At 41.5% G+C, this 19,534-nt stretch carries 18 protein-coding genes and 1 pseudogene; 9 read left to right on the top strand and 10 right to left on the bottom strand.

Annotated elements, in window-relative coordinates; all coding sequences use genetic code 11:
- The 5 genes and pseudogenes from I6E61_RS12235 to pilG all read right to left on the bottom strand — a co-directional run bounded on the left by I6E61_RS12235 (nucleotide 1) and on the right by pilG (nucleotide 4,254).
- Complete coding sequence (locus I6E61_RS12235; RefSeq protein ID WP_197135035.1) at nucleotides 1-975, bottom strand: protein-glutamate O-methyltransferase CheR; 975 nt, start codon at nucleotides 973-975, stop codon at nucleotides 1-3.
- 150 nt (nucleotides 976-1,125) lie between these two features.
- Nucleotides 1,126-2,307 (bottom strand): annotated as a pseudogene (locus tag I6E61_RS12230) (methyl-accepting chemotaxis protein); the annotation flags it as partial.
- A 391-nt stretch (nucleotides 2,308-2,698) separates the two neighbouring features.
- Nucleotides 2,699-3,229 carry a chemotaxis protein CheW gene (locus I6E61_RS12225; protein ID WP_197135033.1) on the bottom strand — a complete coding sequence of 177 codons (531 nt, stop codon included), beginning with the start codon at nucleotides 3,227-3,229 and terminating at the stop codon, nucleotides 2,699-2,701.
- 3 nt (nucleotides 3,230-3,232) lie between these two features.
- Nucleotides 3,233-3,595, bottom strand: a complete 363-nt coding sequence (locus I6E61_RS12220) for a PleD family two-component system response regulator (protein ID WP_194198164.1) — start codon at nucleotides 3,593-3,595, stop codon at nucleotides 3,233-3,235.
- Between the two features lie 281 nt (nucleotides 3,596-3,876).
- Nucleotides 3,877-4,254 (bottom strand): twitching motility response regulator PilG, encoded by a 378-nt coding sequence (gene pilG / locus I6E61_RS12215; protein ID WP_197135032.1) that lies wholly within the window; start codon nucleotides 4,252-4,254, stop codon nucleotides 3,877-3,879.
- 693 nt (nucleotides 4,255-4,947) lie between these two features.
- Between pilG and I6E61_RS12210 the strand changes: the two genes are divergently transcribed.
- The 7 genes from I6E61_RS12210 to I6E61_RS12180 all read left to right on the top strand — a co-directional run bounded on the left by I6E61_RS12210 (nucleotide 4,948) and on the right by I6E61_RS12180 (nucleotide 13,610).
- Nucleotides 4,948-6,216, top strand: coding sequence for an HlyD family efflux transporter periplasmic adaptor subunit (locus I6E61_RS12210; RefSeq protein ID WP_197135031.1), 1,269 nt, complete (start codon nucleotides 4,948-4,950; stop codon nucleotides 6,214-6,216).
- 305 nt (nucleotides 6,217-6,521) lie between these two features.
- Nucleotides 6,522-7,244, top strand: a complete 723-nt coding sequence (locus I6E61_RS12205) for a response regulator transcription factor (protein WP_110924036.1) — start codon at nucleotides 6,522-6,524, stop codon at nucleotides 7,242-7,244.
- A 106-nt stretch (nucleotides 7,245-7,350) separates the two neighbouring features.
- On the top strand, nucleotides 7,351-9,438 hold the full coding sequence (locus I6E61_RS12200) for a sensor histidine kinase (protein ID WP_197135030.1): 2,088 nt from the start codon (nucleotides 7,351-7,353) through the stop codon (nucleotides 9,436-9,438).
- A gap of 256 nt (nucleotides 9,439-9,694) precedes the next feature.
- The gene (locus tag I6E61_RS12195) at nucleotides 9,695-10,465 is read left to right on the top strand and encodes a methionine ABC transporter ATP-binding protein (protein ID WP_194198161.1); all 771 of its coding nucleotides are present in this window, start codon (nucleotides 9,695-9,697) and stop codon (nucleotides 10,463-10,465) included.
- Nucleotides 10,466-10,483: 18 nt separating this feature from the next.
- Nucleotides 10,484-11,170 carry a methionine ABC transporter permease gene (locus tag I6E61_RS12190; protein WP_197135029.1) on the top strand — a complete coding sequence of 229 codons (687 nt, stop codon included), beginning with the start codon at nucleotides 10,484-10,486 and terminating at the stop codon, nucleotides 11,168-11,170.
- Nucleotides 11,171-11,400: 230 nt separating this feature from the next.
- The gene (locus I6E61_RS12185; protein WP_197135028.1) at nucleotides 11,401-12,357 is read left to right on the top strand and encodes a MetQ/NlpA family ABC transporter substrate-binding protein; all 957 of its coding nucleotides are present in this window, start codon (nucleotides 11,401-11,403) and stop codon (nucleotides 12,355-12,357) included.
- Nucleotides 12,358-12,761: 404 nt separating this feature from the next.
- Nucleotides 12,762-13,610 (top strand): aldo/keto reductase, encoded by an 849-nt coding sequence (locus I6E61_RS12180; RefSeq protein WP_197135027.1) that lies wholly within the window; start codon nucleotides 12,762-12,764, stop codon nucleotides 13,608-13,610.
- Between the two features lie 415 nt (nucleotides 13,611-14,025).
- On the opposite strand, the gene ccmE is transcribed toward I6E61_RS12180, so the two are convergent.
- The 5 genes from ccmE to ccmA all read right to left on the bottom strand — a co-directional run bounded on the left by ccmE (nucleotide 14,026) and on the right by ccmA (nucleotide 17,448).
- Complete coding sequence (ccmE, locus tag I6E61_RS12175; RefSeq protein WP_194198157.1) at nucleotides 14,026-14,526, bottom strand: cytochrome c maturation protein CcmE; 501 nt, start codon at nucleotides 14,524-14,526, stop codon at nucleotides 14,026-14,028.
- A gap of 244 nt (nucleotides 14,527-14,770) precedes the next feature.
- Entirely contained in the window at nucleotides 14,771-14,992 is a 222-nt protein-coding gene (ccmD, locus tag I6E61_RS12170) for a heme exporter protein CcmD (RefSeq protein ID WP_197135026.1), read from the bottom strand.
- A gap of 16 nt (nucleotides 14,993-15,008) precedes the next feature.
- The gene (gene ccmC / locus I6E61_RS12165; protein WP_110924043.1) at nucleotides 15,009-15,797 is read right to left on the bottom strand and encodes a heme ABC transporter permease CcmC; all 789 of its coding nucleotides are present in this window, start codon (nucleotides 15,795-15,797) and stop codon (nucleotides 15,009-15,011) included.
- Between the two features lie 214 nt (nucleotides 15,798-16,011).
- On the bottom strand, nucleotides 16,012-16,668 hold the full coding sequence (locus I6E61_RS12160; RefSeq protein ID WP_110924123.1) for a heme exporter protein CcmB: 657 nt from the start codon (nucleotides 16,666-16,668) through the stop codon (nucleotides 16,012-16,014).
- A gap of 150 nt (nucleotides 16,669-16,818) precedes the next feature.
- Nucleotides 16,819-17,448: a heme ABC exporter ATP-binding protein CcmA gene (gene ccmA / locus I6E61_RS12155; protein ID WP_197135025.1), complete on the bottom strand. Its 630-nt coding sequence runs from the start codon at nucleotides 17,446-17,448 to the stop codon at nucleotides 16,819-16,821.
- Between the two features lie 133 nt (nucleotides 17,449-17,581).
- On the opposite strand from ccmA, the gene I6E61_RS12150 reads away from it, so the two are divergent.
- Both I6E61_RS12150 and I6E61_RS12145 read left to right on the top strand, forming a co-directional pair.
- Nucleotides 17,582-18,631, top strand: a complete 1,050-nt coding sequence (locus I6E61_RS12150) for a hypothetical protein (RefSeq protein WP_227685891.1) — start codon at nucleotides 17,582-17,584, stop codon at nucleotides 18,629-18,631.
- 64 nt (nucleotides 18,632-18,695) lie between these two features.
- Nucleotides 18,696-19,499 carry a YbjN domain-containing protein gene (locus I6E61_RS12145; protein WP_197135023.1) on the top strand — a complete coding sequence of 268 codons (804 nt, stop codon included), beginning with the start codon at nucleotides 18,696-18,698 and terminating at the stop codon, nucleotides 19,497-19,499.
- Nucleotides 19,500-19,534: the final 35 nt, after the last annotated feature.

Below are 19,534 nucleotides of genomic sequence, written 5' to 3'. Positions count from 1 at the left end.
TTAGGCATTAATTTTTTGCCACACATTAACCTGTGGGTGCGCAATACGGCGCATATTTGAAGGACGCCAAAATAGCGCCTCACCTGGAGCCAATATAATATAACCACCTAATGCACATTGCTCTGATAGCCTTGCTAAAATATCGCGCTGATCAAACTTGCGGAAGTACAGCAACATATTCTGGCAAATGATGACATTTTGGAGATGCGGAGTGGGTGGTTTTTGTTTGATAATATTATGTAAAGCAAAGCTAACATATTGTTGCAAGCTCGGCACTATTTGCCAATGGGCTTGGTTACTTGCTATCATTTCTTTAGTGATAGTTGAATCACAAAAATTTGGTTTTCTAATCGCACTATTAGCACACAATGGCTGGATAAACTGCTGGCAACTGTCTGGGATTAACGACTTCTGCCGCTGATCATAATGTCCTGACTGCGCTCGCTTAATGGCTTGATGACTAATATCTGTACCCAGTATCGTATAATTTTCCAACTTCTCTGAGGTTAAGCTCATCGCCAATGACCAAACTTCTTGCCCACTTGCACAGCCAACACTCCAAATGCGAAATAACTCATCAGAATTACGTTCAGCACTATTATCAGTATTGGTAGCAGTTAACTGTGCTCGCTGATGCTGTACCGCGTACTCTGTGATGAAATTGATAGAAGGTATATAACGAAAAAATCGACTTTCATGAATCAGTACGTTATCTAATAGCTGTTGACGCATCTCATTATTTGTTGGCAGCCGATGCCATAGAGTTTTAGCAGTCAACCCATACGACGATGCAGTGTGGTCAATCGCATTGATTAACCACTGCAACTGAACATCTGGTAGCACAAAACCAATTTCTTGTTCTATGTATCGTCGCCATTGCTGCACATCAAAGCTATTGTTCTGCAAAGAGGCTTCAACAAGTATTGGTTTAATGTGCTTGTTACCATGGTCGTCTGTTTGAATAATTTTATTCACGTCAACTGCTACCTATGATTGCCAATGTAAACCACTATTATTTACATAGTAATGTAATTAACATATTAATATATTAATATATTAATATAAAATACTGTAGAAACTCTAAATATTAACTTACTAGTGCTAAAATAATGCCCAACATGATTATCATGCACTTGCCGATAATGCTTGCTCGTTATCTAGCAGCTCATCATCACTCAATACCTTAAAGCCTGTTACGGATTCTTGTAGTGCTGCAGCCATTTCGCTTAGCTCACCAATAGATCGTGCAGTTGCCATCGTGCCAGAGGAAGTTTGTGAGGTAATATCCTGAATAATATTCATGGTGTGAGAGATATGACCAGCAGACTCTGCCTGTTGCAATGCAGCATTTGAGATGTTTTGGATCAAATCAGCCAACGTGTTAGAAACGCTCTGTACCTCTTCTAGTGCTTCACCAGCATCTTTTGCTAACCGCGCACCGCGCACAACTTCAGAAGTCGTTGACTCCATAGATACAACCGCTTCGTTGGTATCTGCTTGAATGGTTTTTACCAGTGTTTCAATCTGTTTGGTTGCATTCGCTGAACGCTCAGCCAGACGCTGTACTTCATCAGCAACAACCGCAAAGCCTCGACCCGCTTCACCAGCCATCGATGCCTGAATAGCAGCGTTCAATGCCAAAACGTTGGTTTGGTCAGCAATATCATTAATCAAACTAACGATATCACCAATCTCTTGCGAAGACTCACCCAGACGTTTGATACGTTTTGACGTCTCTTGAATCTGATCACGAATAACGTTCATACCTTCAATGGAGCGCTGTACAACTTCTGCCCCGTTGTAAGCAATGGCAACTGAGCGCTGAGCAACGGTCGCAGATTCTGAAGCGTTATTCGAAACTTGGTCAATCGAGATTGTCATCTCATTAATGGCCGCTGATACACCAGCAATTTCTTGCGCTTGATGCTCAGATGCTTCAGCAAGCTCAACCGCATTCATCTGCGTTTGATCTGAAGACTGCGAAACGCGATCAGCCGTATTGTTGATAACCAGTACCAACTGACGAAGTTGGTCAATTGCAAAGTTTACTGAATCAGCAATTGCACCAGTAAAATCTTCTGATACTGTTGCATTGACCGTCAAATCACCTTCTGCCAAGTCACCCAACTCGTCAAGCAAACGCAGAATAGCTACCTGGTTACGCTCGTTTTCTTCTTGGATTTGACGCGCGCGCTCAGATTCAGCTTCTGCTTCTTGGCGACGACGTAATGTTTCTTTCTCGATAAGTAATCGTTCTGAGCCACCGCGCTGTTTAAGCAATTGGTACAGGGCAAAGATTATCCCTAGTACCCCTATCACGAAAACGACGACAGGCAAAACAACGGACTGAGTAAAGTCCAAAAAGTACTGACTCACTGATGATAAGGAGTTTACCAACCAAATCAGACAAGCCACACTTATCGAAACAAAAAGCACTAATAATAACTTCCACTCACTATTAGCATTTGCGCCACCCGCTGTTGCATTAGGGGTACCAGCTATAGGTTTATTTATAACATCACTCATCGTGCGTATTCCTTTAAAACAATCATCAAAGTCTTATCGTGACTGACTTTGACAATCTCATTGCTATAAAAACAACAGTGATTAACAAAGCCTATGTGAATGCTGATATCTAACCGTGTCGTGCGCTATCATTTTGTAATAGCCCTAACAGTCAGATATCTGTTATCGATAGCTATATTGCAGCATCGGTATATTGCAAGTCTTGTGCGAGTAAACTGGGCATAAAGACATACCAGTCTTGTTCATTTTTGAAGAACCTACCATGATTATAAGGTGCAAAAGGCGAACTAGATTCAATGGCCTCAGCACGGTATTGGTCATTCGTAAATTGTTCGATACCAATAACTTGGTCTACTACCAGTCCTGAAAAAAGATTGTCATGATCGATGACAATGACTTTACGTTGGCTCATTTGCGTTAAGCCACTAGGAACCTGTAGAAATCGGGACAAGTCAGTTATAGGTAGTAAGCGTCCACGAATATTGGCGATACCCAGCATCCAAGGCTTTACTAAAGGCAAGCTGGTATACTCTGGCATGGCTAATACTTCTGATACCTGACCCATCGGCGCAACCAAACGCTGTCCACCAATCTCAAACACCACACCTTGCCAATCATACTCTTGTCCACCGCGGCGACCACTTTTGCGCGCGCGTGCCAAATCTGCTAGACGCAGAAGCTCAATAAACCCTTTGGAAGCCACAAGCTACTCCATTACTTTGCGAATGATATTAACCAAGCTATTTTCATCAACTGGTTTGGCAATATACTCTTTAGCGCCTTGACGCTTTCCCCAAACTCTATCTGTTTCTTGATTTTTAGTACTGATCATAATCACAGGGATATGATCAGTCGTTTTACCACGAGTAATTTTTCGAGTGGCTTGGAAGCCATTCATCTCAGGCATCACTACATCCATCAAAATAACGTCTGGTAAGTGGTCAACTGCCATTTGACAGCCTTGCTCACCATTTGTTGCCTCTAGGACTTGAAAGTTATGTCTAGCAAGCATATCGCGAAATTTCGCCATCTCAGATGGCGAGTCGTCAATGACTAAAACGGTAGTCATGGGAATTTCCTTTATTTTCGAAAATATCCAAGAGGATATGTTGTTATATTATTGAGACAACCCCAATGAAACTGAATCACCAAAAATGATTGGCAATATCAATTTCTTAACAGTTGTTATGAAATATTGAGTAATTATCATTAATTGTCACTCATGTTAGATATCTTGACCTTACAACCTAACCTAAAACAACATGCATAAATCATACCAATAATAAGCCTAAACGAAACTTTATATTTACAAACGCATATATTCTATTGCTAATACTAGCGTTTAGCATATCAACGGTATTGATTGATTGCCTCAAACAGCTCATCTTTACTAAAAGGCTTGGTCAGATATTCATCAGAGCCAACAATACGACCACGTGCTTTATCAAACAAACCATCTTTAGAAGACAGCATAATGACTGGCTTTTTTGCATAGTCAGGGTTGTTTTTTATTAGTGCACAAGTCTGATAACCATCTAAACGTGGCATCATAATATCGACAAAAATAATATCTGGGTTGTTATCAACAATCTTTGCTAAAGCATCAAAACCGTCAATAGCAGTCACGACTTCACAGCCTGCCTTTTGGAGTAAAGTCTCTGCGGTACGGCGAATGGTTTTTGAATCATCAATTACCATTACTTTCAAACCATTAAAATCATTTTCCATTATCATTGTCCTATAAACGACTATTTGTTCATAATTCTATCGATCAATACAAAATTTTAACTGTTATTCCAACATGCCGTATCATTTACTATTTGATTGATACGGACGGCTAAATTTGCATTACCATGTGTGATGACAGCGAACCTACTATCTGTCAGTATCGACCCATTAAACATGCTGTCAACATGAGTTACTATACGCACTTTTTTATTAATAAGCTTAGAAAATTGAGACCAACTCTTGGCTTTTTAAGTGACCTACTTTATTTTTAATATCACTAATTAAAAGAAGTACTTTTCTTCCATTGTGTAAAGCACTTCCTCGCTGACTATTTGAACTACTATTCAAATATAGACTACTACAGTCGAAATAGTCGACAACTTTATGATATTTCTACATTATATAGAAACGATAAAGATATTGCTGAATAATCTTGTTTTGTTCTATAAATGTATCAATTTACTTTATTAGGTTTGTTTTTAGCACAATTATTGACCTCTTTCTAGTCATAATCGAGTCAATATACGAACTGACCAGTAATATAGAGAGGCATTCTGATAGCTATATTTATTATTCCTAATGTCGACTGAGTTTAGCTCTCATATATCTACAAGACTAGGTTAGTGTTTAGCAGTCGTTTCACCACACTGTAATTCACTATATAATAAAATGATAACTACTATGGTGAACGCGATGACAGTTTCTAAAATTTTAAAAAACAGCAGCTACTTATTGAGTGCTTTACTCATTGCTGCTTGTCAGCCGCCATCGCCTACTGACGAAGCACTAACCACCGAAAAAAGTCCAACAGCAGATACTCCGGTTATCATTGACAATGACAGTGTGACCATTACACCTGATCATATATTGAGTATAAAACCTTCACGTTACCAGCCTAGCCTTGGCCTACAAGGCAATATCGAACCTATTAAACAGACCCAATTTGTGACAGTACACCCTATTAACGTAGAAGAAATCTTAGTTACTAAAGGCCAATGGGTAGAAAAAGGCACACCATTACTCATTGTCAGGCGATTGGCAGCAGAAAGTAATACGGTTAACTCCTCTGACATATCAGACGATGCGGATTCAAATTCAGGTAAGCCTGATCAAGAAATCAAGATACAGAAGGATGCTGATACTATTGATACCAAACAGACTGAAGCACAAGACACCAGTGCAAACGCTAAACCCAGTCAAACTACAGTAAATAATGACACAACCATTAAAAGCACTTCATCTGATGGCAAAAAAGAACCTTTAATGACAGATGCAGCTATAGTTAGCTCAAGTGATAACGAGATCAGTATTAGTAGGGGTATAGAGAGCTCAAAACCTAAGTATAACTTGATTACTATCCGTGCCAGCTTTTCAGGACGTGTAGAAGGACTGTATGTAAAAGCTGGTCAAAAGTTAGAAGCTCGAATGCCACTCCTAAAGTTTAGCGATGAGACTAAATTACACTTTACTGCTATTCTACCTATTCAAGCTGAACCCCAACTTTCGGTAGGTCAAACTGTCAACTTTACTGCTGAAAATATCTTAGAAAAATTTACTGGACAAATCAGTAAGCTGACCACGACCAGTCAACCTAAAAGACTCATGGTCAATGTTGATGTGATTGATAATGAAGTCAGTCGTAAGCAGTTATTGCCAAATATGAAAGTAACAGGGCGGGTCAATTATGGTCAGATAGATGTAGGTACTATTGTGCCTAAGCGTGCGCTACACGATGTCGACTTGACAGAGCTGCAATCGCCACCATATAAACCACTAGTACCACTGACTGCTAATGTGTGGATTATCGGACAAGATCAACATCTGAAGCGCTACCCTATTGAGGTTGTCGAGTACAATCCCTCAACAGAACAATATTTGATAGCAGGCATTAGCAATGACAGCCTGATTTGTTTGGCTGATTTGCCGCTTGATTCTGATGGCAAAAAGGTCAATGTTTCGTAGTCATCTATAATGACAGTTACATTGTGTAGAAATATTAACAAAGCCTCTCTTGTTTTGTAACAGCCTAATTAGGCAATATAGCAGTATTATATATAGCATTACCCGAGTATTATGAATCGCTAATTATAGTTGGCTAGATACTTTTTAATTCTTAAAGAAATTTTGAAATCTTAGATGCTTAAAACCTTAGAGGCTTAATAGTTTGAATGCTTAAAAACTTAAAATCATCGATGTATTTGTCATGATTGAAATATCAGAGCATATTAGACTTTTGATAAACCATAACAACAACTAGAGGATAACCCATGAGTAAGCAAATTTTATTGATTGAAGATGATCCTGATTTAGCTGAATTGATCAGCGACTATCTAACCATGAACTATTATGATGTGCATCATGCAGGTCTTGGTCAAGAAGGTCTTGAATTATTAGACACCAAAGAGCGTGATATTGACTTGGTTGTTCTTGATTTAATGCTGCCTGATATGGACGGCATGCAAGTGTGTCAAAAGATTCGTGGCAACAAAAACAACATGACTAATAAAGTACCAATTATCATGCTGACAGCGAAAGGTGATACCACAGATCGCGTGTTAGGTCTTGAGATGGGTGCTGATGATTATATCTCTAAGCCTTTCGAGCCCCGTGAGCTGTTAGCGCGTATTCGTGCTGTCATTCGTCGTCACGAGCAACCCAATCAGGCAGATAGCCAGTCAGACAGTCTGACATTCGGCCGTTTGAGTGTATTCCCCGATAGCCATGAAGTGACTATCGATGATGAGGCTGTACGTTTGACGACGCATCAGTTTCAATTGTTGCATTATTTTGCCACGCATTCTGGTAAAGTATTGAATCGCGAGCAGCTTTGGCAAGCCATGCCAAACGATGATAGCTCAGACAATATCGATCGTGCCATTGACGTTCATATTTCACGTCTAAGAGCTTTAATCGAAGACAATCCACGCCAGCCAAAACGTATCATCACGGTACGCGGTGTTGGTTATCAATTTGCCACTGATCAGGTTTGATCATAGAAAACAGCTAACGGATCGAGAAAACAATCATACTGTTGATTTAGTCTTATAGAATCAACAGTATGCATCGATATAAGCGTCTAATAATAGAGATGGTTTAATGCAGCAGTTGGGTTTTCGTTCCGTATTTGCCAAGCTATTTGCCAGTGTCATGATGGCACTTATCTTATTTGCAGTGGCTATGGTGCTGTTGACGCAACTTGTGCATGATAAAGATGCAGGTATTCGCTCAGAAGTACTCGCCACACAAATCTTGGGACAAATAGACCCATTCTTGCACGAGCTAAATACTTCCATTAGCCGAGACAATCGCTTACAGTCTCGCTTTATGTTGGCAGTGGTCAAAAAAAGCTTTGATATCTTTGATGAGTCACTACAAGCTAAGATGGGCTTATATGACAGCCAAGGTCGGCTGCTCATGCAAACAGACAACAGCGACTTACCATTAGAGCTGCCAGAACCGCCTTCTTTGTTATCTCGTGTGTTCCCTTCATTTGCAGAAACATCCCCTACCAAGCAAGCTCAAGTCTATAGCGCTACTGGCTATACACTGTTATATGAATCACGCTTACCTCCCAAAAAACCCGTACTCTCTGCTGCCTTGAATTTATTCACAGGTACTCTGTTGCTGCTATTCATTATGGCAGGTGTATTATGGTGGATTGCTCGAACCATTACTTGGCGTATCAATCAGATGAGCCAACAGATGACACAGTTGGGTGATGGCGACTTTACGGTACGAGTGAATGCTCGTGGTAACGATGAGATTGCATCATTGGCACGCGGATTTAACCAAGCTGCACAGAAAATCGAACATCTTATCGATGCCAATAACTTGCTATTAGCACACGCCTCTCATGAGCTACGTACGCCCATTACGCGTATCCGCTTGCAAATCGAAATGATGGACATGCTGACTGGTACGCTACCAACCGATACCAAAGCAAAATTTGATAAGCGTGCTCATGCAATCAATCGAGACTTATCAGGACTTAATGATTTAGTAGAGAGTATATTACTAGTCAGCCGTTTAGATGCTGGTCATGCCCTGCAACAAGTTGAGCATTTAGATTTATACGATTTGGTCAATCAAGAGCGCCAGCATTATCCTGAAGCCACTCTGATTGGTGAGCATATCGTCATTGATGGTCAGTCATCAATGTTGACCCATTTAATTCGCAACTTACTAACCAATGCGATGTTACACGGCAAACCGCCAGTGACAGTATTACTGTATGGTGTTCAAACTATCGATGAGGCTGATAGCGTCCCTGACTACCTACTACAAACCGTGTTATGCAACAGCTTTGCTAATTATGGTAGCTCTGATTTTGAATCATATGATGCACCCATTGATGTCAGCGAAAACAATACTCACAACGCATCAGACTCAGATGGTTCGTTGAATACTATCGATAAGAGCAAGTCTGAAATAACAGATACGAAAGATGTATTACCAGCACCGCCTATCTATAAAAACGGTACCAGCATTACGCCAGATACTGATGACGAAAACCTAGATGCTAGTGTTACTCTTATAGAAGATAATGCTAAAGGTGAGCAGACTGATGCTGACACCACTAATAATTCAGCAAATATCAGCAACGCAGTTGAGACTAATAGCGAATACTCATTGATTGCTAACTATCATAGCTTCACCAATGATTTGACTGACAGAATCAAAAAAGTTATTTGGAGAATCGTTCCTGATACTGATGTATCTATTAATAGCGATACAAGTATTCATGCAAAAGACGGTCAAAAAACGAATAAAACGCCTACTGACTTGGGCACCATGAAAAACGATACCAAAAATAGCACGCAGAGTGACTCTAAAGAGACTTCTCAAACTGCTGTTGAAACTCAAAGCTTACCACGTAAAGAAAGCTTGTTTGCCAAGCACATAAAGAAAGCCAAAGCAGAACCTGTACGCCCATTACCCAAATATGCCGTACTAGCAGTGATTGATGAAGGCACTGGTATTCCTGAAGACAAACGTGAAGAAGTATTTAGTCCCTTCGTGCGTTTGCAGCAAAAAAACAAGGGCTCTGGACTAGGCTTGTCTCTAGTGTCGCAAATTGTCACTGCCCACCAAGGCCGTATTCTCACTGATACCTTGAATGGCCATACTCGGTTTTTAGTCATCATACCAGTTGAGCATGATCCGCATTACCACCAGCATGATTAGTAAATCGCGCTATCAGATGTACACTTCCTGTCATGCCATCACTACGATCTCATTTCCTCAACATTCTCCCTACTAATAGCTATTAGTCATAAGCCTGTCACGGATGTGCATATCCAAAGTGCTTGATAATATGCTATATTAGCGCCCCTTATTATAGGGTTATTAACGGTTGTTTTTTAATTGGCTTCTTACATCGTAGTAGAAGCAAAACAACACGTTCATGACTATTAAAATATTATTGAATTTTGAGCCCTCCATGAATGACATGATTGTCTTAAACGATGTGACCAAAAGCTTTTTAAGCGACCGATCAATCAAGGACAAAAACGGCAAGCCGCATTGGTTCACTGCCGTTGAGCCGACATCTTTAACTATCCAACAAGGCGAAATATTCGGCCTAATGGGATATTCAGGTGCCGGTAAATCGACTTTATTGCGTCTGATTAATATGCTTGAACGCCCAGATGCCGGTCAAGTCATCATCGATGGTACTGACTTAACGACGTTATCTGCCAGTGAACTGCGTATCGCACGTCATAATATTGGTATGATTTTTCAGCAGTTTAATCTGATGTCTAATCAAACTGTTTTTGATAACGTTGCATTTAACTTAAAAATCTCTGGTTATCCAAGCCGTGATATTCATAAGCGAGTGATGGATTGTCTAGCAATCGTTGACTTAACCGACCGTGCGGGCCACTACCCTGCGCAGCTGTCAGGTGGACAAAAGCAACGTGTTGGTATTGCCCGTGCGATTGCACCCAGTCCAAAAGTACTATTGGCCGATGAACCAACCAGTGCACTAGATCCTGCGACGACCCGTAGTTTGCTGACATGCTTACGTGATATCAATGAGCAACTTGGTGTCACCATTGTCATTGTGACTCATGAGATGAGTGTCATTCGTAGACTCTGTGATCGCGCCGCATTGCTACATCAAGGACAACTACTAGAAGTTGCAGATGTAAGAGACGGTCTGATTCAGGCAACCACCCCTATTGGCCAAGGCTTAGTGCACGAAGACTAATGAGGCAGGAGAAAAAACATGTTAACTGGTAGTGAATTATCCGCCTCGATAGATAAACTGTTGGTGCTGCGCAAAGAAATTATAAGTGCCTTTATCGATACGTTTATTATGCTTGGTATTTCTACAACAGTCGCCATTATCATTGGCGGACTGTTTGGCATATTCTTATTTTTGTCCAGTGATCGACAGTTTTTGCAAAATAAAACGCTGTATGGCGTACTTGGTGGTATCACCAACTTTATGCGCGCCTTTCCTTTTGTGATTTTAATGATTGCTATGAGCCCTTTTACCAAAGCCATTGTAGGTACTGGTATTGGCCCTATTGCTGCATCGTTAGTACTCGCTATCGCGGGTTCGTTTTACTTTGCCCGCTTAGTCGAGCAAAACTTACGTGAAGTGCCGCGCGGTATTATTGAAGCCACTGAATCGATGGGGGCACGTCCTTTTACCATCATCAAAGTTTTACTCAATGAAGCCCGCTCAGGACTGGTATTGTCCGTGACTATACTTTGTATCAGCCTGCTCTCTTATTCAGCAGCTGCGGGTATGATTGGTGGTGGCGGTCTGGGTGATTTGGCCATTCGTTATGGCTATTATCGCTACCAAACTGAGGTGATGATTTTTATCGTTATCGTATTGTCGATAATGGTTATCTCGATTCAGGCCTCTGGTAACTGGTTGGCTACTCGCCTAGATAAACGCTAAAAACGGTTTCAAGAGAGAACAAAACGAGATAAAACATTGCTTATATGAAGAATACTCAAGGCTTGATGCCGATTCATACTAAGCAAAATGCTTGACTTTGTTACTGAGACCCTTTAATTTTGTTACTAAATTAACAGCCACTAACTCAGCAGCATTACTATTGATAATGTTGCTTTTTTTGATGGTCACTATTTAACCCTTTACTCCATAACTCTTATTAAGGAAGTTCTATGAAATTAACAGATATCAGCCGTCAGTTGGCGACTGCATTTGCCGCTGTTGGTGTATCAAGCCTAGTACTAGTTGGCTGTAGCAATTCATCAGCACCAGAAGCGAGCCAAGAGCCTGTGACTGAGGGATCAACTGCAGAAACTGCGGCTAGTGATATCGACCCTGAGCATACAAAAATCGTTATCGGTACTACTGAAGGTGATTTTGCTGATATGGTACGTAACCAAGTAAAAGGCTCACTTGAAGCTCAAGGCTATGAAGTTGAACTGATTGCTTTTACTGACTATGTACGCCCTAACCTTGCATTAGCTGAAGGTGATTTGGATATCAATATTTTCCAGCACAAGCCTTATCTTGATAACTTCAAAAAAGAAAACAATCTTGATCTAGTAGAAGCATTCCAAGTACCAACGGCGCCACTTGGCATTTACTCAGGTAAAAAGAACACGCTTGACGCTGCTTTCAAGGGCATGAGTGTCTCTGCACCTAACGATCCAAGTAACTTTGCACGTGCCTTGGTTATGATGAATGATCTTGGTTGGATTACCCTAAAAGACAATATCGATCCACTAACTGCATCAAAAGCTGATATAGCTGACAACAGTAAATACGATATCGATATCATTGAATTAGAAGCTGCTCAATTACCACGCGCCCGTGATGAAGTCGACTTTGCCGTTATCAACGGTAACTATGCAACGGATGCAGGTATCGAGTTGACTGAAGCTCTATTCCAAGAGCCAAGCTTCTCTTATGTCAACTGGTCAGCAATTAAGTCTGCTGATGTTGGCAAAAAATGGGTTGAAGACGTAACGAACGCTTATAACTCAGAAGCTTTCAAGAAGTACGCTCATGACACTTTCCCAGGTTATAAATATCCAAAAATCTGGGGTGCTGACCATAGCGCGCACACTGACGCCGCTGCACCTGCTGAAGCTGAAGCAGCTGCTCAGTAAGTAGACTAACGCTCAAAAATGGTTGCTCTAAATAAACTATTTTTTGAGCTTAAGTAGTAAAAGCCCATCATTTACAAATGATGGGCTTTTTTTGGTCTCAATTTTATGAATGATAAACAATTACTTATCGTCAATTCAATTTAAAAGTAGTACAAGGCAACGGAGTGTAGACGCGTGAGGCGTATTGAATACTTCAAGCGAAGTTAACGCAGTAATACTTTTATAGTGGAATGATCTATATAGTGAAAATGACGTTACAGCCTGTTAGTCCTTTGTAGGAAACCGTCACTCGCTCTTTCACTTCACACTGATTTTTCTTATAGTAGATAAGCTTAATAGTTGCTAGGTAAAATTAAATACAACTATTGCTGATAAATTAAATAATAAACTATAAGGATAATAATATGAGTGTCAAAAACTATAAAATTCGTACCGCTGGACAAGCGAACATCCCTGTACTCGGTCTCGGCACATGGCAATCAACCGGACAAGATTGCATCGATGTCGTCAAACAGGCGTTAGAAATGGGTTACGAGCATATCGATACTGCTCAGGCTTATGGCAATGAGAAAGAAGTTGGTCAAGGTATCAAACAATCAGGTGTGGCTCGCGATAAGTTCTTTTTGACCACCAAGATATTTCCTGATGATATGAAGTTTCAACCAGAAAAACTAATCGCAGCAGCCAAGCGCTCTTTGGAAGATTTAGATACTGATTACGTCGATTTACTGCTGTTACACTGGCCTGATGATCGTGTGCCACTGTCGGAAACCATTCCTGCATTATGTGAATTACAGAAACAGGGTTTAACGCGTCATATCGGTGTTTCTAACTTTAATATCGCTAACATTATTGAAGCTAAAAAGTACGCTGACGTACCAATTGTGGTCAATCAGGTTGAGTTTCATCCGTTCATCAAGCAAAACACATTGCAGACTTTCTTGAACAATCACCATATTTTATTAGAAGCTTACTCACCGCTCGCGCGTGGTGATGTGTTTGATAATGATACCATCAAAGAAATTGCAGATAAGCATAATGTGACACCAGCGCAGATATCATTGGCCTGGATTTTATCAGATAAGCATCGTGTCGCCATTCCGAAGACTGCAAACCCTGACCATTTACAAGGCAACTTAGATGCCCTCAATGTGCAATTGAGTGCTGAAGAATTAGAAAAAATTGGTAACTTAGCTAGTAGTGCTGGTCGTAAAATTGAACATCCTGACTATAGCCCTGTATGGGATGACTAATATTTCGTCATATTAGAGCATATCCTAAATCTAAACGAGCAAAGCACATATTTGATTAGGGCGTGTCTTCATTTCAAAAATGGTGATGAAAATGAGATAAATTGCCGTCAAACAAGAAAAATAGCGCAGATAATATCGGGATATTAACCAGCTATTTGACGATGTTTGGCAAGATTTAGCCATTTTCAGCCCATTTAGATGACTATCGGGTGAATTGAAGACACACCCTAGAATATGCTCTAAAAACCGTATAAAAAAAGCCGCTAATTGATTTTAGCGGCTCTTTTTTATGGTTAAATTCGTTCAAATATAGCCGATTCAATTTAAAAGTAGTACAGGACAACCGAGCGTAGATGTATATTAAATACTTTAAGCAAGGTTAACGCGGTAATAATTTTATAGTGGAATGACTATATTACTGCTGCAGTGTATCGGTCTCATGAACCTTTTCAGCAGGATTGTATTGCTCAGAAGAAGGTACGGCACCGCTACGATTGTTCTCTTTCATTGATTTTGCCACTTCCGGAGGCATGTAATTTTCATCATGCTTAGCCAATACTTCACCAGCCACAAAGGTGTCACCCTGCATTTTACCAGTGGCAACCACGCCTGAGTTTTCAGCGAATAAATCCGGCAAGATACCTTGATAAGTTACTGGAACGGTTGATTCAAAATCAGTAATCGCAAACTCAACATTCAATGGATTGTCTGCTGCACGCTGTACGCTACCCGCTACCACCATACCGCCTGCACGAATGCGCTTATCTTGTGGCGCCTCACCTTTTGCTATCGCGGTCGCGTCAAAATAATAATCAGTCTGTTGCCCAATAGCATAAATAACCAATACCACGGCGATCGCTGCACCTGCAAGCGTAAACATTACCCACATCAGTTTTTTGCGACGAACTGCGTTCATACCACTACCTCATTGATGAGTCGCTGTTTTAAAAACCATAATCAATCTATAAAACAGAAAAATTTGAAGAAACTACCATTAGAAAAACTTTCTAAAAATGTCTTTCTAATCGTACTCTTCTAACGGCTATATGGTAGCATTTTTCGGACAAATCAATAGGCCTTATAGTGAGGTATGATGTTACCCATTGATAAATGGCTCACTGACCATTTATGCACTAAAGTCATGATATCGAAATGTTTTTTTAACGAGAGTGCTTGGTTGCAGATGGTGTTGTTTTAGTCGTACGCTGTGCCTGACGTGCTTGCTGAATTGTCAGCTGCTTGATAAGGGCTTGTCTCTGGCGGCGACTATAAGCAATAAAAATCAGCATCGCGCCAACCGTAATAGCCCAACATGACCAAACAAAAACACCATGCTTACCCATGGCGATGAACTCAGATACGCTATAAAAATAGGGCTGCATAATCGTTTCCTAGCCGTTATTTATGTTGACCACGGATGTATTCTTTCACCCATGCTTTGCCTTGGTCACGATACAATATCAAAGTATTGGTACGATAAATCGCTAATGTTGCCACCAGTAAATAGCTACCGATCACCATCAGCAGCAATGGCATCCACATATCTGCCGACATCTTTGGTGCTGAGGTCAAGCTAAAAGTTGAACCTTGATGCAATGTGTTCCACCACTGTACTGAGTACTTGATAATCGGTAAGTTCACAGCACCAACAATCGATAAAATGGCTGCCGCTTTGCCGCGATTGGCGGTATGCTCAAAGGCTGCGAACAATGCCATGACACCGGCATATAAGAATGCCAAAATCAGCATAGACGTCAAACGTGCATCCCAAACCCAATAAGTACCCCAAGTGGGTTTTGCCCAAATAGAGCCTGTAATCAAGCTAATAATACAGAGCAAGAAGCCTATGGGAGCAATCGCCTGAGCCACCAAACTGGCCGTCTTAATCTTCCAGACCAAATAGATGGCCCCTAGTATAGCGAGCGCAAAATAAATAGAAATCGCAAGACCAGCAGCTGGTACGTGGATAAAGATAATGCGGTAGCTATTGCCCTGCAAATAGTCAGGTGGCGCAAAAGCAAGCCCCCAAACGCTACCTATCAACAGGCAGATACTGGCTAATATGGCCAACCACTTAACCCAAGGTCCAAAGATACGGAAAAACTCCTTGGTACCCACAGTGGTCAAAAAGCCTTGCCAAATGCGCTGCCACAGGCTAGGAGATGAGACGTTATTCAGGTTGGGCATGGGGATAAACCTATTTGCGCAGCTCTTTGGTCATAACGGACACAGCACACTATGGGCGCTACTATCTATTGACCTGCTGGCGTTAAACACTGGATAGAATCTACAAGTGATTGTTTGCGTATTAAGTTGGCTATTATAGCAAAATTACCTGTTTTCAACAGGCTGTTAATACAAAGGTTTTTTGTAGGAACTGTCGATACATCCTACTTAGTTTTTAATTAAGCCACGCCATTTTTAGAGTCATCGCAATTACCCATGGCATAATCAAGACTGAAATAATACTGCCTGCTAATAACAACGCTAAAATAGGCAAGCCATTCAAACCAGAAGCAAATAAATCAACGGCACCAGTCGCAAAAATCAATACCGGCAACTGCATCGGCAAAGCGATTAATGGCACGAGCACCGCACCGTTTTTCAATGATAGCGTCAAACTGCTGGCAACTGCTGACAGCATCAAAAGCATGGGACTACCAGTCACAATAGACGCCATCAATATCCATGCCTCAAACCAACTGAGCTGAAATAATGGGACGGCAAGCAAGCTTAGTGCTGCCACAATGCCGCTACTAAAGATCCAATGAATCACCAAACGTATCAATACCCACAGTGGCAATGAAGCGTTGGCGACGACCAATTGCGCGAGCGTACCATTATCAAGCGCGGGCTTAAATAAACCATCAACACCCATCACTAATGATAACAGAGCGGCAATCCATACGGCAGAGACACCGAGCCGCTGCAATAGCGCAGGCTCGCTACCAACTGCTAGCGGAAACAAGGTGATAATAACCAAAAACAGTACTAAAGGGTATAACCACTGCACCGCGCCCTGCTGCTTCACTTGCCATTCACGACGCCATAGCTGCATAAAACTGATGCCGCGCACAGCAGATGCGATAACGTTCGAGCCTTTATCTGTTGTTTGTACGGGACTGTCTGTCATTATCCGTCCTTTTACCTATACTACTTATAGTTACCGCACTTATTGAAGCTATCACACTTGTTATAGCTATCGTATTCATACCATATAATCTGACAAATCGAGCACTTGATTGGCAACACCAACGGCCTGATGACTGGTCATTAATATTGAGCCGCCAGCATTGGCAAAGTCACTTAATCTGTCTTCCATTCGTACCACCATATCGACATCAAGCGCAGTAAAAGGCTCATCAAGTAACCACAAAGGTGTGATGTCAGGGGTCAGTAGATATAATCTTGCAAGGGTAATACGGCGGGTCTGCCCAGCAGATAAATGACTGGAGCTAACGGTCTCAAACCCTTGTAATCCTACCCAAGCGAGCGCATCATCAATATCGGTGACACTTGGTGTGATACCATATAAGTTCAATAGAAATGTTAGATTTTGCGCAACGGTGAGATTTGGATGAATACCCAGCTGGTGCGAGACATAGAGAGGCTGAATAGGCAGAGTCACAGCTCTCTGATAAACAACCTCACCAGTAATCACTGGCAGTAATCCAGCCAGCTGCATCAGCAACGTTGTTTTACCTGTACCGTTCGCACCAACTAAATGACAGATGCTACCAGCAGATAAATTGAGAGAGACGGCTTCACACAAAGGTATTTCACCGCGCTGGACCGTCAAGCCATCAAGCACCAGTAAAGGCGTATCCAAAGCTGTCATCAAAACCTCTCGTTATTTATCTAGCAGCCATTAATATTCATCACAAACCAATACGATGTTCATGGCATAATACTTTATGCTTACCACAAACACTCAGTATAACAAATTGTCGATTACTATGACCTCAAAACCTATGCAGACTTCAAAAGATAACCAAAACCTAGACTTAGAAACAAACACGTCAACGTTCACCATCAATAGCTTAATCGACGCCCAAGTTGATTTTATGCAGCAATGGTTACGCCAGCAGGCTGAGCCACTGAGTATGGAAGCTTGGCAATGGTTTGGCGCACAGCCACTTAACAAATACATCAGCCGTGATAACTTGCAGCATTTGATGAGTGATTGGCTACTGAGTCAGCCCATGACAGCGGTGATGCGTAAGGATATCCGTGACATCTTGCACACGGTCATTTATCACCCAGTCAATGATAATGTACCCTTATCTGAGCTAGTAGATGATACACAGGTTGAGACGCTAGCCAACTATGTAGGTAGTCATGAACAGCAGCGCAATGTTTTAATTCACACGCTAGTTGGCAATGAAACCTTTGCAGATTTACTGACCCAAACGCTATATCACGCGATTAACGACTTTATGGAAAGCACACTAGATAAAGCGGGCGGTGTGGGTAAGTTGATGAAACTGGGACGTAGCTCTTTTGAAAAGGCGACCAACAGAAATCTTGACGAAAAACTGCAAGCCTATTTGCACCGCAATATTAAGGATTTAACACGTCGCGCAGAAGCCAATGCACAAGCACATCTATCAAATGAAGAAGTGGCACGGTTACTAGTCACAGGTTGGGCGCGCATCAAAGAGCAACCAGTTAGTCACTTGCAAACTTATCTGCGTGACGAGCCTGACAACAGTAGTATCGATCATATCGAAGCCAGTATTCAGCAAAGCTATAACCGCCTGCGCGTGTCGCCTTACTTGCACACACTAGCAGCAGCAAGCATCGATACTTGGTATGACAATCATCAAGCAGACACGATTGCGACCGTTGCAGCCAGTTTACATATTGATGAGCAAGCCATGACACAGTTTAGTACAGCGCTACTACCTGTCGTACACGATGCGCTTGATAGCCCATGGTTTGTGGCACATATCCGTGAGATGTTAGAGGCATTTTATGCACAATCGCATATCAAAGAAGGATTGGCACTCAATAACGAGTAACTCAACATTTTTAGTTATGCAGCAGACGCTATTATCATTCACTTATTGATCAGCAACCTATATTATGAGCCAAACGAATAAACTCAGCTTGTGGCAAAAACTCAAACAGTTATTGACTGCTGCTGCACCGCAGGCTGTTGCTGATACTGATGTGCGCAATGATGATATAAGTAGCAGAGAGGAGATTAGTGGCTCACATGATTATAGTGGCTCACATGACCATAGTGACTCGCATAACCATAATGAGACTAAGAGAAAATCTGACTCTCCCACCGAAAATGAAAGTGAGCAGGTACAAACTGATGCTTTAAGCTTAGATAAAGAGCAATCCGAGCAATCTGACACACTTATTATCGACTGTCTGAAACAGTATCTTAATACCAAAAAATGGCACTATACTTATCATCGCCCGAAAGCCAATGATGACCAGCAATCACATCATTTGTCTTTTTCGATGCGTCACAAACAACTAATCTGTGCTTATCTGTTTCGCTGGCAGGAGAAAAACAAGCTGCTGGCCATCTATGGTATTTTGCCATTTTCAATCCCAGAGAGTCATCAAAGCGCTGCGATGCTACTAATCACTCAAATCAATTACAATATGATGATTGGTAACTTGGAAATGGATGTTAATGACGGAGAAATACGCTATAAAACCACCATCGATGTCGAAGCAGTTGATATCGACAAAGCACTGATCGAACACTTACTACAAAGCGTGGTTGCTATGACCACTGTCGCTCATGAGTTGTTTAGTGATTTGATCAACAATCAAGATCCTGCAGAAGATATGCAGACGTTACTTGCAGAGCTACACCAACAAGCAGACGCTCGCACGTTCTTTTTGCCCACGCAGTTTGTGCAATGAACCCGTAGCCACTATCCTACTATCCACTCACCCGT

It is taken from the genome of Psychrobacter sp. NZS113 (genome assembly GCF_015864825.1).
In the GTDB taxonomy this organism is placed as follows: Bacteria; Pseudomonadota; Gammaproteobacteria; order Pseudomonadales; family Moraxellaceae; genus Psychrobacter.
Note: the sequence above shows the minus strand (reverse complement) of the source record. Positions and strands in the feature narration are given on the sequence as shown.

Bases quoted from the DNA above. Each gene is read 5' to 3' on its own strand.
- pilG (WP_197135032.1), bottom strand. From the start codon at position 4,254: ATGGAAAATGATTTTAATGGTTTGAAAGTAATGGTAATTGATGATTCA.
- I6E61_RS12150 (WP_227685891.1), top strand. From the start codon at position 17,582: ATGCAGACTTCAAAAGATAACCAAAACCTAGACTTAGAAACAAACACG.
- I6E61_RS12145 (WP_197135023.1), top strand. From the start codon at position 18,696: ATGAGCCAAACGAATAAACTCAGCTTGTGGCAAAAACTCAAACAGTTA.
- ccmD (WP_197135026.1), bottom strand. From the start codon at position 14,992: ATGCAGCCCTATTTTTATAGCGTATCTGAGTTCATCGCCATGGGTAAG.
- ccmA (WP_197135025.1), bottom strand. From the start codon at position 17,448: ATGACAGCTTTGGATACGCCTTTACTGGTGCTTGATGGCTTGACGGTC.
- I6E61_RS12195 (WP_194198161.1), top strand. From the start codon at position 9,695: ATGAATGACATGATTGTCTTAAACGATGTGACCAAAAGCTTTTTAAGC.
- I6E61_RS12200 (WP_197135030.1), top strand. From the start codon at position 7,351: ATGCAGCAGTTGGGTTTTCGTTCCGTATTTGCCAAGCTATTTGCCAGT.
- I6E61_RS12180 (WP_197135027.1), top strand. From the start codon at position 12,762: ATGAGTGTCAAAAACTATAAAATTCGTACCGCTGGACAAGCGAACATC.
- I6E61_RS12190 (WP_197135029.1), top strand. From the start codon at position 10,484: ATGTTAACTGGTAGTGAATTATCCGCCTCGATAGATAAACTGTTGGTG.
- I6E61_RS12205 (WP_110924036.1), top strand. From the start codon at position 6,522: ATGAGTAAGCAAATTTTATTGATTGAAGATGATCCTGATTTAGCTGAA.
- ccmE (WP_194198157.1), bottom strand. From the start codon at position 14,526: ATGAACGCAGTTCGTCGCAAAAAACTGATGTGGGTAATGTTTACGCTT.
- ccmC (WP_110924043.1), bottom strand. From the start codon at position 15,797: ATGCCCAACCTGAATAACGTCTCATCTCCTAGCCTGTGGCAGCGCATT.
- I6E61_RS12185 (WP_197135028.1), top strand. From the start codon at position 11,401: ATGAAATTAACAGATATCAGCCGTCAGTTGGCGACTGCATTTGCCGCT.
- I6E61_RS12210 (WP_197135031.1), top strand. From the start codon at position 4,948: ATGACAGTTTCTAAAATTTTAAAAAACAGCAGCTACTTATTGAGTGCT.
- I6E61_RS12160 (WP_110924123.1), bottom strand. From the start codon at position 16,668: ATGCAGCTATGGCGTCGTGAATGGCAAGTGAAGCAGCAGGGCGCGGTG.
- I6E61_RS12220 (WP_194198164.1), bottom strand. From the start codon at position 3,595: ATGACTACCGTTTTAGTCATTGACGACTCGCCATCTGAGATGGCGAAA.